Raw genomic sequence first — 16,322 nt, forward strand, 5'->3', positions numbered from 1 at the left:
GGGCCTGTGCCGCCCCTCAGGCCAAGCCATGTGTCGACCGTGAGCGGCGAGAACGCGGGGAGGGATGAACGGGCGGGCAGCGCCTTGCGTGACACCGTTCGACCATTAGGTCCATCGGCGACACATCCACCCCCTGTTCGTGGACCTCCGGCGGGTGTTGACGCGAGTAATTCGAGTCCTCGGTAACTTTGTCAGATTCGGTGGAAAGATGTGGTACAACCCTGGAAAACGCAACGAAATGGGACGTGTAGAGGTTCGCCGATGACCCCTGCTTACCGTGGGTCATGCATGGTAATACCAATGAAGATCGTCGCAAGCATGTCGACGCATACTGAGAAGATGCGTCTCAGGAGATATCCGGAAACCCTCTCAAGGGATATGTTTGACACAAGGGTCGTGATCGCAACACGGAACCTTCCCTTACCAACTGCCAATAGAGGGGTTTGAAATGTCCCATCGAAAGTCAATGGTGCTGGCGTTCGCGCTCGCCGGCGCCCTGTCGCTGACCGCGGTCAGTATGCCCGCCGCTTTCGCGGCCGACACGGGCACGGGCGGTCAGGTGAACGCAGCCGCCGCGCCGCAAGCCAATAATGATGAGTTCACCGTCGACGCCGACGGCGTGCTCGTCGCCTACACGGGAGGGGCGACGGACATTCGCATCCCCGAGGGCGTGACCGAGATCAGCTCGAATGCCTTCACCAACGCACAGCTGACGAGCGTGTGGATCCCCGCGAGCGTGCGCACGATCGACGACTCTGCCTTCGCGGGCCAGCCGCTCACCCAGGTCACCTTCCAGGACGATGACGCGCACCCCTCGCAGCTCGAGACGATCGGGGACCGCGCCTTTTCGTACACACCCCTGGAGAGCGTTTCCCTGCCTCGTTCTCTCAAGACGGCAGGCCTCGAGACCTTCAGCGACATGGCGAAGCTGCGCTCCGTCAACGTCGGCCCACATGTCCAGGCCGACGGCCTTTTTGCGGCATTCGCACGCACCCCGCTCCTGGAGAGCATCGAGGTCGACGCCGCGAACCAGAACTACCAGAGCCTCGACGGCGTCCTGTACACGAAGGATCTGACGCACCTGGCGACATACCCGCAGGCGAAGAACTCGGGCGGCTCCTACACCGTCGCCGAGGAGACCGCATTCATTGACGAGGGTGCTTTCGCCTCTGCGCAGATCACCTCCGTGACCCTGCCCTCGCATCTGCGTAACGTTGGCAAGGGTGCGTTCGTGGGATCGCGGATTACGTCCCTGACCCTGCCTGACGCCTTCGAGTCCATGGACGACACGGCTTTCTGGTACATGTCCAAGCTGGAACGCGTTGACCTGGGTGGTGCCACGATGCTGCCGGATAGTGCCTTCCGCTACGACAGGGCCCTCGCCGAGGTGAATTTCCGTCCCGACCTGAATCGCCTGGCCGAGGTCGGCGACTACGCCTTCGACACCACGGCGCTCACCTCCGCCACACTTCCCGACTCGGTGACCTCGATCGGTAAGGGTGCCTTCTCCAACGACACCGCCCTGACCTCGCTCCACCTGGGCTCGGGCATTGCCACCATCGGAGAATCCGCATTCGTGGCCGCGAACAACCTTGCCTCGCTGACCGTGGACCCCGCCAACACGGTGTACTCCGTGGAAGACGGTGCCCTGTACGGTAAGGGCGACGCTGGCCGCACCCTGGTCCTGTACCTGCCCACGAAGACGGACACAGATGTGACGGTTCCCAAGGGGACGACCGCTATCGCTGATGCCGCATTCGCGAACAACTCCTCCCTGCGCCGCGTCGTCCTGCCCGAGGGACTGACGACCATCGGCTACGGCGCCTTCGACGGCGATACGAACCTCACCGACCTCGTCATCCCCGACTCGGTGACGGTCGCCCGCGGCCTGGTTAACAACGGCCTGGACACGATCGAGCTGGGAACGAAGGTCACGGAACTGTGGATGACCCCGCGCGCGACCACCACCCCGCGCCACATCATCGTGCACGGCGGTAACGACGGCGAGTTCTACTACGAGGGCAAGGCCTCCAACGGCCGCCCGGACAGCGCCTACTTCGGCGAGGGGATGACCCGATTCACCTTCTGGTTCGACACTCCCCGCGTCCTGGTGCTGCCCTCGACCGTCGAGGAGATCAAGCTCGCCGCCGACATGGACGATGACCTCAAGGCGGGCACCGAGATCTACGTCGCCGCCCCCAAGGGCTCGAAGGCGTGGACGCTCACCGAGAAGGCCATGAAGAACGCCGGCTACAACACGGAGAACCTTTTCGAGTACACGACCCCCCAGGTGAGTGTGTCGGGCACCGGCATCAACGAGGCCGGGGCCGGGTACACGCTCACCACCACCGTGGGCACACCGACGACCATCAACGTCTCCGCGCAGGGAGGCACCCTGGGCGGACGCGAGCTGCGCGTCGTGCAGGTCAGCGCTGACGGCACCGACACTGTCCTTCAGGACTGGACGTCGATGCAGGGCAGCTCGGACCAGAGCGCGTCCACCTCTTCCTACACATGGACCCCGACCAGCGCTGAAGCGTCACTGCGCTTCGACGTGCGTCAGGATCCCCACACCGTGACCTCGACGACCGTGAAGGCCTCGTCTGACACGACGCCCGCGCAGGGCCAGTGGGCCTGGGGCGCTCGCGGCTGGCGGTACCGCTATGCGGATGGCACCTACCCAACCAACACGAGTAAGACCATCGGCGGCAAGGTGTACCGCTTCGACGCCGACGGCTACATGCGCACCGGTTGGGTCTTCGAGCAGGGCTTGTGGTACTACCACGCCGTCTCGGGCGCCCAGGCCACCGGTTGGGTTCTCGACGGGATCTCCTGGTATTACATGGACCCGAGCACGGGTGCCATGGCCACGGGCTGGGTCACGGTTGGCTCGCACTCGTACTACCTTGACCCGCAGACCGGCACAATGAAGACCGGCTGGCTCAAGGACGGTGACTCCTGGTACTACCTGAAGCCCGGAAGCGGCCAGATGGCAACGGGCCGCGTCTGGATCGGGTGGCGGTACTACCGCTTCTCCGAGACCGGTCAGCTGATCCGCTGAATCGGGAGAGGGTGGTAAGCCCCTTCCGCGCGCCTGCGTCGCCGGTGTTCCGGGGGGCGCAGGCGCCCTGTCGTTGCGGGCAGTGACGGCATGAAAAGTCTCAGGGAATCCTCAGGTTGTGTTGTCGTTTCGGCAAGGTTGGCTTCCTACAGTAGAGGCATACAAGGAAAGGCGATGTCGGCCATAGTGGCCGCGTCGGCGTGAATCTTCTGAGGAGCTATTTGGGCGAACGTGCACTGTGTTGATGGGATACGCCGAGGGGTCGACCGTGAGGTTGGCCCCTCGGCGTTTCTGCTTGTCCGTGGTGGGCTCGCCCAGTGGGTCGTTCGCCTCCCGCCGATCGGTCCGACCCGGGGCCCGCGGGTTAGGGTTATAGGACACTACGCGTTGCGGGAGGGGTGACTTTTCAGCTTGTTGATGCGGGAAAGTCGATGTTTTAGTTGGTTGGGACCAACTATGAGGATGGACAAATCGTGTTGCTAGCAGGGTGACTTTTTGGCTTGCTAGTGCGGGAAAGTCGATGTTTAAGTTGGTTGGGACCAACTATGAGGATGGACAAAACGTGATGGTTGTGTAGCGACTTGTCGGCTTGCTGGCGCGGGAAAGTCGCTGTTGAAGGCGGTGAGCGCCAACGTGGAGGATAGGCAAAAAGTGGTGGTTGTGTAGCTCGTTTCCAGCTTGCCGGTGCGGGAAAGACCGTGCTGAAGGTGGTTGTGTCATCGCGAGCCTGTGTGTGGCCCCTTGGTCCGTCACGGTGAGGCTTGGGCGGGTCGTTAGCAGCGACGGCATTCACCGTGCCAGGACACTGGCGCGCTGCCGCTTGGTGGGCTATCTGAGAATGTCGCATGCAATTCCCCCGACGCTCTGTTGCATCACACATTCGCATCGTTGGAATTGCAACGTTTGTAGGTATTGTTGAAAGTTCACTCAATCGAATTGCATGCGAAATTGCTCCGAGCGAGCGCTAGCAACGCGCACACGGGCACGCTTCGCCGCCGCATGACCGCCGGGCGGCTTCCCCTCGTGCACCCGCGCGCACGTGGGCCCGCTCATGCGCGTCTGGGACCGACACCTCGCACGTGGGCTCTCTGATCCGCGCCTGGGCCCGCTCATGCGAGCGTGGGTCCGCTAATGCGCACGTTAACCCGCTAATGTGAGCGTGGGCAGCCCCGCCCAGACACGGAATAGTGGGTTGACGTGCGATATAGCCGGTGAGCGCACGCACTAGCAGGTTCGCGTGCGAACAACACACCATGTCCGAGACAGTTTTGCCCACAACGTAGACCACCTCGCCCATACGAGCCCATTGTCGGCGTTTGTCGCTGGGGTGGTCTGCACTGTGGGCGCCACGCAGCCCCGAACCGCGACCTCACCGCCGCGAACCGCGACCTCACCGCCGCGAACCGCGACCTCACCGCCCTGAACGGCGACCTCACCGCCACCAAACGGGGGGAATTGCATCATTAGAGCCACGACACGCCGGCGACACGCCGGCAGGATGCTTCTAATGGTGCAAAACCCCCACCATTACCCCTGGTGTCATGCTCCCTCACTGGAGTCACGCTCTCTCACTGGTGCGGCGCTGCCCGGCGGGCGCCGATAAACGCCGGGAGGGCGTCGTCGATGGTGCGCATCCTGTCTGAGGCGCTGCGGCGAGGGCGTCCGAGCGCAGACGTCCTCCCTCGACGATGCCTGGGACCGAGCCGCGACCAACGCGTTGTGTCGTTTTATCCCGACCTGCCGGGGTTGGCGCACGGACGCACTGTTGTGTGGGCTGGTAGGAATTCCCCTCAATTGCGCATCTTGACATGGTCAGTTGCCTTGCTTTTCCTTTAAGTTCGCGATGGATGGTGTTGACAGATCGCGAGAAAAATACCCAAAAACCATGTCGGAGGAAAGGTGTATGCGCTACGCTAGTGGTGGGGCGCGATGTTTGTCGGCGCCCATCTGTCCAACCGTTAAGAAAGTGGGCCGCAGATGTCTCATCGTCGCCTGTTGGCACTGTCGTTACTCACGACCGGTGCCCTCGCTCTCACCGCCGTCAGTGTGCCGGCCGCCTTAGCGGCCGACGCGACCGGCACCCGTGTCTCGTCGACCAACCAGGCGGCGGACGACTCGGCGGTCACCATCATCGTCCGGCTCGCGCAGGAGCCCGGCGACCAGGCCTCCCGCTACGCCGAGGCAAAGAAGCGCATCGGTGACGCCGTAGCGCAGGCCAGGCCGGGCTCAAGCATCGAGGACGTGCGGGACTACCATCACGTCTTCCAGGGCTTCGCGATCAAGGCGCCGCCTTCGGCCCTGGCGGCCATCAAGGCCACGCCCGGCGTTGAGGGCGCGTTCGTCGAAGGGCGCCACGCGCTGGTCAACGACATCGACTTCTGGGGGATCCAGGACGGCCAGAACTCCGATAACGCCCCCGCCATGGGGACGGCCTCGCAGATGACACGCGCGAACCGCGCTGCCATGGCGGGTGAGGGGCAGGTCGTTGAGGTTATCGACACTCGCTTCGACACCTCGCACGAGGCCTTCGCGGGGACCGTGGACGCCGCCTCGCTGCGCCTCACGAAGGATGCAGTCGCCGCGGTGACCGGCCAGCTGGGCGCCGGCAAGGGCGGAGCGTGGGTGAGCGACAAGATTCCCTTCGCCTACGACTACGGGGACGGCGACGCGGACGTCCTGGGGTCGGATGACGGTGGGCGCGAAACCTGGGGGGCCTACACCGAGGGCACGCACGCCGCTGCCCTCGCGGCCGCCAACGGCAGCGCATTCAAGGGCGCGGCTCCCGGGGCTCAGCTCATCGTCGCGAAGGTGACGCAGGACGGTGCCGATACGGCCAACGACAGCGCGCTCCTGGCCGCCCTCGATGACGCCGCTGTCCTTGCCCCCGACGTCCTCACCGTGTCCTTCGCGACCATCGAGGGGATGAGTTCGGACTCCGAGGCGCTGTACTCGCAGGTGTACCAGAACCTGAACGCCGCGGGTATCACGGTGAACGCGCCCGCCGGAAACGAAGGAAGCGGAAGCTACGCCAGCGACCCGGACAACGGCATGATCGCCGTCCCCGCGTCCTACTCGTCCACCCTGGCGGTGGCCTCGGTCAGCGAGCAGGACATCATGGGAGCGGTGACCTTCGGTGACCGACGCATCGGTTACCGCACCATCACCAGGATGAACCAGGGTGATGCACCCGGCTTCGAGAGCCTCGCGGAGGGAACCTACCGGGTCGTGTACGCCCGAAACGGTACGACGGCGGACCTGGAGAAGTACCTCGGGTCGAACTACGGGGACCTGTCGCGCACGATCATCCTCGAAGACTGGGGAGGCACTGACGACAACGGGCGCGACGTCGAGCTCAAGCACCAGCTGAAGAACCTGAAGTCGCTCACGAGCAAGCCCGCCGGTCTCATGCTCGCCTACGTGCGAGACAGCGACACCCCCAAGAAGGCGGACGTGGATCGCTGGTTTAGTGTGCGGGCGGGAACCATTACGAAGTCTGATGGGGACGCCCTCCGCGAGGCGATCGCGGCTTCCGAGTCCGGCTACGTCGAGGTCACCGTGAGCCCCTCGGCGACGCTCTCCGTCCCAGCGAACGTCGAGGTCTCCGACTTCTCCTCCTCGGGAGCCACCTCCGACCTACGCCTCAAGCCCGAGCTCGCGGCGCCCGGCGGTCGGGTCATGTCCGCCACCCCCGGCAACAATTACGACCGCCAGAGCGGAACGGCCGAGGCCTCGGCCCAGGTCGCGGGGATCGCGGCCCTCGTGCGTCAGCGCGTCGCGACCGACCCCGCTTTCGCGGGCAAGAGCGCTGCGGAGAAGAACGCGCTGGTCTCGAATTTCCTGATGGGTACCGCCCACCCGCTCTCGGACGCGACCCGCGAGGACGGGACCTTCTATTCGCCGCGGCGCGTCGGAGCGGGCCTCGTGGACGCGGTGGCGGCAACGACCTCGCCCGTGTATCCGACCGTGGTGGGCGCGGCTGACCCCTCCCGCCCGAAGGCCGACCTGGGGGACGGCACGCAGGGCTGGACCTTCCAGGTGAACCTGACGAACGTCTCCGACACTGCCCACACCTACTCGCTCGGCGGTCAGGTGCTGTCCGAAAACGTCGAGAACGGGCTGTTCACGCGGCACGCGACCAACTGGGCGGGGCGGGGCATTGACCTGACGTTCTCGGCGGACTCCGTGACCGTGCCCGCCTCCTCCAGCGCGACGGTGACCGTGACGGTGACTCCGCGCGAGGCCTTCGCCTCGTATGCGAACGCGACCACTCCCAACGGAACATTCGTCGACGGCGCGGTGACCTTCACGAGCAGCGACGGGCAACCCGATCTGACGGTGCCCTACATGGGCTTCTATGGGTCGTGGGGCGCGCCCAACGTTTTCGATCAGCAGTGGCCGAACAACCATAAGGTCGGCTACGGGTCGACGGTCGCGCACGGCGTCATGCCTTTCGGCCAGTCCAATCCCTTCCGCCAGGAGGATGCGCGGATGGCGGACGGCATTGACCCCGACCGAGTCGTCATCTCGCGTTCCGCGGAGGAGCAGGCCCGGCGCAGTATCGGCACGGAAACGGTGCTGTTGCGCGCCGTCCCCTCGCTGACGTTCACTCTTTCGAACGAGGCCGGCCAGACCCTGCGCAGCTTCACGTGCGACCGTTCGGATAAGTCCGTCTACGACGACCACTGGCGCGCCTCGCACAACGTCGAGTTCATGTCGCCCGGATGCGCCCCGCGCTTCGACGGCTATGACGCTGACGGCAATGAGCTGCCGGACGGGCGCTACACGGTCACGATCGAGGCCAGCAACTACGGCCCTTCGGCGCAGACCCACCAGACCAGCTATAGCTTCTGGCTGGATACTGCGGCTCCCACGGTCTCGAACGTGTCCGTCGCGGGCGAGGGGGACGCGCGCACGCTGTCCTTCGATCTGAGCGATTCCTCGCCGATCGCAGGCTACGGTTTCTCGCTTGGTGAGGATGGTGCGGTGACGATGTGGCACGTCGAAGATAACCCGTCCGCTCGCGCAGACGATGGCCTGTTCCACCAGCACTACGAGGTTCGCCTCTCGGAGGTGACGCAGGCGCTGGGCGAGAACCCCTCGAGCCTGTACCTGCAGGCGTGGGATTGGCCGGTGAACCGCGGGAGCGCGGCCGTTGTCGTGACGCCGGTTGCGATGACGTCGCTGTCGGTGTCGCCGCAGGCGGCCACGATGACGGTCGGCGAAACCGCGACGGTGCGCGCCACTCACCAGCCCGATGACGCGAACGTGACCGACGTGGTGTGGTCCTCCTCGAACGAGGCCGTGGCAACGGTCGACCACGATGGCGTCATCAGCGCGGTGGGTGCCGGCGAGGCGACCATCACGGTGTCCGACCCGACCCAGCCTTCGGTGAGTGCCAGCGTCACTGTTCGCGTGAGTGCTGCGGGCCCCGCGTCGCAGTCGGGCACCTGGCTGTGGGACGTCCACGGCTGGTGGTACCGCTACGAGGATGGCTCCTACCCCTCGGATACGACGCTCGTGCTCGATGGGACCACGTATCGCTTCGATGCGGCCGGCTACATGCGCACCGGGTGGGTGAACGAGCGGGGCGTGTGGTACTACCATCATGCGTCCGGCGCCCAGGCCAAGGGGTGGGTGCTTGATGGCGTGCACTGGTACTACATGGATCCGGACACCGGGGCCATGGTGACGGGCTGGCTGCAGGTGGGTGGCACCTGGTACTACCTGTCTCCCGCCAACGGGGCCATGGTGACTGGCTGGTTTAAGGACGGCGATCACTGGTTCTACCTGCACCACGGCAGCGGTGCGATGGCCACCGGCTGGGTGCGCATTTACCTGAAGTGGTACCAGTTCAACGAGGCGGGTCAGCTGATCAGCTAACGCCCGCACCCAGGTTCGAAGCTTCGTGCCGACGCCCGCGCCTCCCGGTCAGTTTTCGGGAGGCGCGGGCCTGTGTCTGCATCGGCTGGTCCGATATGTGGGAGCGTCACGGGGGTCGGTGCGAACGCGTGAGGGGGCTTGGCGGTGGGGTGGGTGATCGTCTCTCTGCTCGTGCCGTATAACGCTGGGCAGAGAAGTAATTTATCATACGAATTCAGGGGATAATTCGTTGACAGATGGTGAGAAAAATACGAGACAACCATCGTCCTATGGGTGGGTGTGGGTTACTCTTAAAGCGAGGGGTTCGTGACGATGTATCTCCCCATCGACCAGCTGTGAAGAAAGTGAGCCGCAGATGAACCACCGTCGACTGTCGGCACTGGCGCTTATAGCGACCGGTGCCCTTGCCATCACCGCTTTGATGACGCCACCCACGTTCGCGACTGACGCAGACCGGGCCGAGTCCTCCTCGACCAGCGAGGAAGCCTCGGACCAGCAGGCCACCGTCATCGTCCGGCTCGACGAGGGCGTCGTCGGCCAGGACCGCGCGGCCGCCTATCGGGACGTGAAAGCGCGCATCGCCGAGGCCGTGGCCCAGGCGTCCCCGGGCGCCACCATCGAGGACGTGCGGGACTATCACCACGCCGTCGACGGCTTCGCGATCAAGGCACCCGCATCCACCCTCGCGTCTATCAAGAGCGTTCGCGGCGTCGCGGACGCGTTTGTGGAACGCTATCGCGAGCCGGTCTTTTATCCCGAAATGTCAGTGGCTGCGGACGCGCCAATCGCCGATCCGGCGAAAGAGACGCGCGCCGACCAGGTCGCCGGCTCGGGTCGGGGCCGCGTTATCGAGGTCATCGACGCCAGCTTCGACACCTCGAACGAGGCCTTCGCGGGGAGCATGGACGCCGCGTCGTTGCACCTGACGAAGGAGGAGAGCGCCTCTCTCAGCTCCCAGCTGGACGCCGGGCGGGGCGGCGCGTGGGTCAGTGACAAGATTCCCTTCGCCTACGACTACGCCGATGGTGACACGGATCTGTCCCGCGGCTACGACTACGGGCCCGAGGACTATACGCTGCACGCGCATGGAACTCGTATGGCGGCGCTCGCGGCAGCGAACGGGGCGACGTATCGTGGCGCAGCCCCTCAGGCTCAGCTCGTCGTCGCGAAGGTCGTCTCCAATGGGGCGTCGGGCGCGCGCGATTCCGACCTGCTGGCAGCTTTGGATGACGCGATGGTCATCAAACCCGACGTCGTGTCCGTGGCCTTCATGGCGGACCGGGATCTCAGTGGCAACGCGTCGGCATTGTACGAGCAGGTCTTTGAGCGGCTCGCCGACGCGGGCGTGAGCGTCGACGCGCCCGCCGGAGACAGTGGGCGCTCGGAGTGGCGTGCGCACGAGCGTGATCTGGGTGCCGTTGGCGCTCCCGGCTCGTACTCCTCCGTGCTGGCAGTGGCCGCCGTCGGCGTCGCCGCGGGGAACGGTCAGGAGGGCTATAAGCCCTACGCGGCCTCCTCGTGGGGGCCGACTCCCGACATGAGGCTCAAGCCTGAGATCGCCGCGCCCGGGTGGGATGTGAGGGCTCCTGTCCCCGGCAATGAGGTACGTGACCTAGACGGAACGGGCGAAGCGTCGGCTCAGGTTGCTGGCGTCGCGGCCCTCGTGCGTCAGCGCCTGGCGGCCGATCCGATGGCCGCGGCGATGAGCGAGGAGGAGCGCAGTGCCCTGGTTACCAACTTCCTGATGGGCACCGCCCACCCGATCGTGGATGTCGACGCGACGGACGGGGCCTACTGGTCCCCGCGCTGGGTCGGTGCCGGCATGGTGGACGCGCTGGCGGCCACGACCTCGTCCGTGTACCCGGCCGTCGTGGGCGCAGCGAACCCGTCGCGGCCGAAGGCCGAGCTGGGCGAGGGCACCAGCGGGTGGACATTCCAGGTGCAGCTGACCAACCTCTCCGACACCGCCCACACCTACACGCTTGGTGGGCAGGCGCTCTCCGAGAGCATCAGTGGCTCCCTCTATACGAGGCATTCGACGAACTGGACGGGTAAGGGAATCGATCTGACCTTCTCCGAGGGCTCGGTGACCGTGCCCGCCGCCTCCAGCGCCACGGTGACCGTCACCGTCAACCCGAAGGCCGAGTTCGCCTCGTTCGCGACCAAGCAGACGCCCAACGGTACGTTCGTTGAAGGCGCGGTGACCTTCACGAGCACGGACGGACAGCCCGATCTCACCGTTCCTTACCTGGGCTTTTACGGCGCGAGTGCCGACACGCCAATCTTCGACAGCCCCGTGTTGGGTAAGGAAACCATCGGCACGTCTGAGATGACCTTCCACCGGCTGACTCTCGGGCAGCTGAACCCCTTCGACCCTGAAGAGGATATAGCCATCAGTACGAATGACCGTGACCTGTACATCATCTCCCGGTCGACGGACGAATACGCAAGAACGTATGCCACCCCTGGTACCGTGCTGCTGCGCGACGTCGTCTCGCTGACGTACACCTACACCAACGAGGCCGGGGAGGTCGTGCGCTCCTACAAGTACGGTGGCGCACCCAAGAGCAGGTCCTACTCCAACGGACGCTACTGGGAGGTCACCCGGGCGGAAGACGCGTTCGACAGCGCGCCCTGGTTTGATGGCTACGACGGGAAGGGGAACGAGCTGCCGGACGGGAAGTACACGCTCACCATCGAAGGCACAACCGGTGGCGCCTCTCCTGTCACCGAGAAGCTGACCCACGTGATCACGCTGGACACGGCCCCACCCGTCATCTCGAACGTGGCGATTTCGGGCGAGGGGGATGGGCGCACGCTGTCCTTCGACGCAACCGACGCGTCGCCCTTCCCGGGATTCGGGTTCTCGTGGACGCAGGACGGCGAGCCTTTTATGCGCCAGAAGTACTACGGCTGGGGCGAGATCGGGGACGACGGGCTGCACCACGTCCACTTCGAGGTGCCGCTCTCCGAGATTGCCGAGTCTGCGGGTGGTGACCCCTCGAGCGTCTACCTGCAGGTGTGGGACTGGCCGGTCAATAGGGCAAGCGTGAAGGTGGACCTCAAGGCCATTCCCATGACGAAGCTGTCCGTCTCTCCCGAGTCGGCGACGCTGTCGGTGGGCCAGAGCGTGACGCTGAGCGCCTCCCACGAGCCCGCGGATGCGAGCGTGACCGACGTCGTATGGTCCTCCTCCAACGAGGCCGTGGCCACGGTCAGCCCGGACGGCGTCGTAACGGCAGTGGGCGCGGGCGAGGCGACGGTGAGTGTCACCGACCCGACGCAGCCCTCGCTCGTGTCCGCGAGCGCCACGATCCGCGTGGAGGCTCCCGCTCCCGCGCCGAAGACGGGTGCGTGGAAGCGAGACGGGCGCGGCTGGTGGTACCGCTACGAGGACGGCTCCTACCCGGCGAGCGAGACCCTCGTCATCGATGGGGCGACCTACCGTTTCGATGCCTCGGGGTACATGCGCACCGGCTGGGTCTTCGAGGGTGGGCAGTGGTACTTCCACGCGGCCTCGGGCGCTCAGGCCAGTGGCTGGGTGCTCTCGGGTGTGCACTGGTACTACCTGAATCCGGACGGTGGGGCGATGATGACTGGCTGGGTGCAGGTGGGGTCCGCGTGGTACTACCTGAGCCCTTCTGGCGGTGCGATGGCGACGGGGTGGCTGAAGGAAGGCGGCCACTGGTACTACCTGCACCACGGTAGCGGCGCGATGGCGACCGGCTGGGTGCGCATCTACCTCAAGTGGTATCACTTTGCCGAGAACGGCCAGCTGATCGGTTAGTCGGCGACCGAGACGGCTGATCCTACGCCCGCGCCCCGGACACGTGTCCGGGGCGCGGGCCTCGTTTGGGGGAGGGGTGGGGTCGTGTTGCGCCGCGCGGTGGGTCCACGCTGGGTCTTGTAAGCGCTGGTGAGGGGCGTGTGATGTGTGGGTGATCTATCAGGGATGTTTGTCGCGAACAAGCTAATTGACAGGTACGCGGTAATAGTTGCTGAGATATTGTTTGTCAGGGGGCGCGCCCGCGTGGGCGAGGCCCCCTGATGTGCTGATCGAGTGAGGGAGTGGTGGATGTTCCATCGAACGTTATCGGCGCTGGCGGTCACGCTTGTCGGCGCCCTGTCGATCGCCGTGTGCGGGGCGAGCCCGACACTCGGTGCCGACGCGGCCGCGTCGCGCGTGGGCCCTCAGCACTCCGGCGTTGTCTCGTCCAGCGGCGAGGCCGCGCCGTCATTCCTGTCTCTGCGGCCCGGGGGCACCGTGCTCGCGCCCGGACAATCCATGACCTTCGAGGCCTTGTACGACACGCGCCCCGCGGATAGCTCCGACGTCATCTGGGAATCCTCGGACACCTCCGTGTTCACCGTGGACGGCAACGGCCTCGTCACCGCCGTCGGTGTCGGCGAGGCGAAGATCACCGTGACCGATCGGGCGAGGAGCTCCGTGTTTGGCGTCTCGCCCGTCCAGGTCCGAGCCGTGCCCGAGGACACCGGAATCGAGCTGTCCTCCCCCTCGCTGACGTTGCTGCCCGGGGGCGGCGTCGTCGTCAACGCGCTCCTCGCGCCGAGCCTGAGCGCACGCGCGGTGACATGGTCGCTGACCCCCTCCACGCTCGCCACCCTGACCCCGAACGAGGGTACCTCGAGCGCCAGCCTGTCCGCCTCCGCTCGTTCCGGCAGGGGCACGCTGAGTGCGACCGTGACAAACGAGAGCGGCGCCGCCGTCACCGCCTCGATCGAGGTCGAGGTCGAGCCTGATGTCTCCGGCGACTTCGTCATCGAAGAGGATGGAACCCTCACCGGTTACCGGGGGACTGACGCGACCGTCGTGATCCCCGAGGGCGTCACCGCGATCGCCTCTCATGCCTGGAGCGGGACGGGGGTGACCTCCCTTCGTGTGCCCTCCAGCGTGCGTATCATCGGCGACGAGGCTTTCTCAGGCAGCTCCCTCGAGTCGCTCACCTTCGACGATGGGGAACAGGCGCCCTCCCAGCTCACGCAGATAGGCAGCCGTGCCTTCGTCAACACGGCCATCACGGACCTGTCCCTGCCCCGCTCGCTCGTCAGGGTCGCGCCGGACGCCTTCGTCGAGATGCCCCGCCTGACCTCGCTTCGCCTGGGGCCCAGCGTCGCCGCGGGGCAGCTCGTGGGCGCCTTCGCGGAGACGCCCGAACTCACCCGCATCGAGGTGGACGGCGCCAACGCGCACTACGAGTCCCTCGACGGGGTCCTGTACACGCGGGACCGCACGCGCCTGATCGCCTACCCCGCCGCCAGGAGCGCGGGAGGCTCCTACACGATTGCCGAGGGCGTCGAGGGAATCGACGACATGGCGTTCCTCATGGCGCGCGTGGAGTCCGTGTCCCTGCCCTCCACGCTGCGCCGCATCGGCAGCCAGTCCTTCGAGGGTGCCCACCTGCGCGAGCTGACGCTGCCCGACGCCTTCGAGACGATGGGCGCATCGGCCTTCTGGCACATGCCCGCGCTCACCCGCGTCGACCTGGGCGGAGCCAGGCACGTCTCGACCAACGCCTTCCGCGACGACGCCGCGCTGCGCGAGGTAAACCTGCGCCCCGACCTCGGGACGCTGGCGAGCGTCGCGGAAGGCGCTTTCGTCGGCACCGGCGTCATATCCATCTCCCTGCCGGACTCCGTGGCGAGCGTCGACGACGAGGCCTTCGCGAAGATGCCGGCGCTGACCTCGTTCCACGTCGGCGCAGCCCTGTCCGACCTCGGGGAGTACGTGCTGGAGGAGGACGAGCGGCTCGCGACGATCAGCGTCAGCCTCTCCAACCCCACCTTCTCCGTGTCTGACGGCGCCCTCTACCGCGGTCAGGAGGGGGCCTCGACCCTGGTGCGATTCCCCCCGGCCAGCACCGCGACCGAGGTCGTGGTCGCCCCGGGGACCACCGTGATCGGCGCCGAGGCCTTCGAGAACAGCGCCTCCCTGCGCCGCGTCGTCCTACCCGACGGCCTCCAGACCATCGGGGAGGGAGCCTTCGACGGCTGCGCGAACCTGACGGAACTGGGGATCCCTGACTCCGTGCGGGAAGCCGCGGGGCTGACGAACACCGGCCTGGACACCGTCGAGCTGGGTTCGCAGGTGCGCGAGCTACGAATGGATGCTCGCGGGGCCCGCGTCGCGCGTCATATCCTGGTGCGCGGCGGCGTGGAGGGCGTCTTCTCGAGTCAGGGCGTGGCGGCCAATGGGCGCCCGGAGAGCGCGTTCTTCGGAGAGGGCATGACCACGGTGTCCTTCTCGGGGCAGACGCCGCGCGTCCTGGTGTTGCCCGCGACGTTGACCTCGCTCAGGCTCGCCGACGCGATGGCGACCGACCAGAAGGATGACACGATCATCTACGTGGCGGCCCCCGAGGGGACGGCAGCGTGGCGTACTGCGGCGGGTGCGATGGCTGCCGCCGGTTACGAGGCCTCCCACCTCCTCCACTACGAGGCACCGACGCTCACTCTGGCGGGCTCCGGCATCGACGAGGCCGGGGCCGGGTACTCGGTGAGCGCGGGCCAGGGAGCGGGAGTGCCCCTCACCGTCGCAGCGAGCGGCGGGACGCTGGGCGGACGCGAGGCACGCCTCGTCGAAGTCGAAGCGGACGGGGCCGAGGCGGTCCTGCGCGACTGGGGGTCGATGCCGAACAGCTCGGACACGCGCTCCTCCTCGCTCGCCTACACGTGGACCCCGTCCGGGACCGCGGCCAGCCTGCGCGTCGAGGTCCGCGACGCTACCGGGCTCGTCCGCTCGGCGACGCTCACCCTGACCCGCTCCCTGCCCGCGCCCACGCCGGCGTCCCCGACTCCGGGCGCCCTGCCCGCTCCGAACGATGGCGGTGCCCCCGTGCCCGCCATCACCCCCCACGCCGGTGAGCAGCCGGTTCCCGTCTACCCGGTGCCCGCTTCGCGCCCGGCTCCCACGACCTTCCCCGACCCGAGGATCGGGTCGTGGAGTTGGGGCCCGCTTGGCTGGCGTTTCGTGTACGCGGACGGGGGATTCCCGGCGAACACCTCCGTCGTGCTCGATGCTCAGATCTACCGCTTCGACCCCTCTGGCTACATCCGAACCGGATGGGCGTATGACTCCGGCTCCTGGTACTATCACGCGCCCACGGGCGAGCAGGTGAGCGGCTGGGTTCGTGACGCCTTCTCGTGGTACTACCTGGATCCTGCTTCTGGTGCCATGGTGACCGGCTGGCTTCTGGAGGGTGGGTCTTGGTATTACCTGATGCCCGGCAGCGGGGCGATGGCCACGGGATGGCAGCGCGTGGATGGGACCTGGTACTACCTGGACCCTGCTTCTGGTGCCATGGTGACCGGCTGGCTTCTGGAGGGTGGGTCTTGGTATTACCTGATGCCCGGCAGCGGGGCG

4 protein-coding genes are annotated in these 16,322 nt (G+C 66.3%); all 4 read left to right on the plus strand.

All coding sequences use genetic code 11. The features are described 5' to 3' along the window. Positions 1 to 448 precede the first annotated feature (448 nt). Positions 449 to 3,061: a leucine-rich repeat protein gene (locus HMPREF1138_RS04450; protein ID WP_039936889.1), complete on the plus strand. Its 2,613-nt coding sequence runs from the start codon at positions 449 to 451 to the stop codon at positions 3,059 to 3,061. Positions 3,062 to 5,038: 1,977 nt separating this feature from the next. Continuing rightward, positions 5,039 to 8,941 (plus strand): S8 family serine peptidase, encoded by a 3,903-nt coding sequence (locus tag HMPREF1138_RS04455; RefSeq protein WP_009057044.1) that lies wholly within the window; start codon positions 5,039 to 5,041, stop codon positions 8,939 to 8,941. Positions 8,942 to 9,296: 355 nt separating this feature from the next. Beyond that, positions 9,297 to 12,728 (plus strand): S8 family serine peptidase, encoded by a 3,432-nt coding sequence (locus HMPREF1138_RS04460; RefSeq protein WP_009057038.1) that lies wholly within the window; start codon positions 9,297 to 9,299, stop codon positions 12,726 to 12,728. 288 nt (positions 12,729 to 13,016) lie between these two features. Further along, on the plus strand, positions 13,017 to 16,322 hold a 3,306-nt coding region (locus HMPREF1138_RS04465; RefSeq protein WP_009057042.1), incomplete at its 3' end, for a leucine-rich repeat protein.

The sequence above is a fragment of the Actinomyces sp. ICM58 genome (assembly GCF_000283035.1).
Lineage (GTDB): Bacteria > Actinomycetota > Actinomycetes > Actinomycetales > Actinomycetaceae > Pauljensenia.

Coding starts and splice junctions, on each gene's coding strand:
- HMPREF1138_RS04450 (WP_039936889.1), top strand. CDS start 449: ATGTCCCATCGAAAGTCAATGGTGCTGGCGTTCGCGCTCGCCGGCGCC.
- HMPREF1138_RS04455 (WP_009057044.1), top strand. CDS start 5,039: ATGTCTCATCGTCGCCTGTTGGCACTGTCGTTACTCACGACCGGTGCC.
- HMPREF1138_RS04460 (WP_009057038.1), top strand. CDS start 9,297: ATGAACCACCGTCGACTGTCGGCACTGGCGCTTATAGCGACCGGTGCC.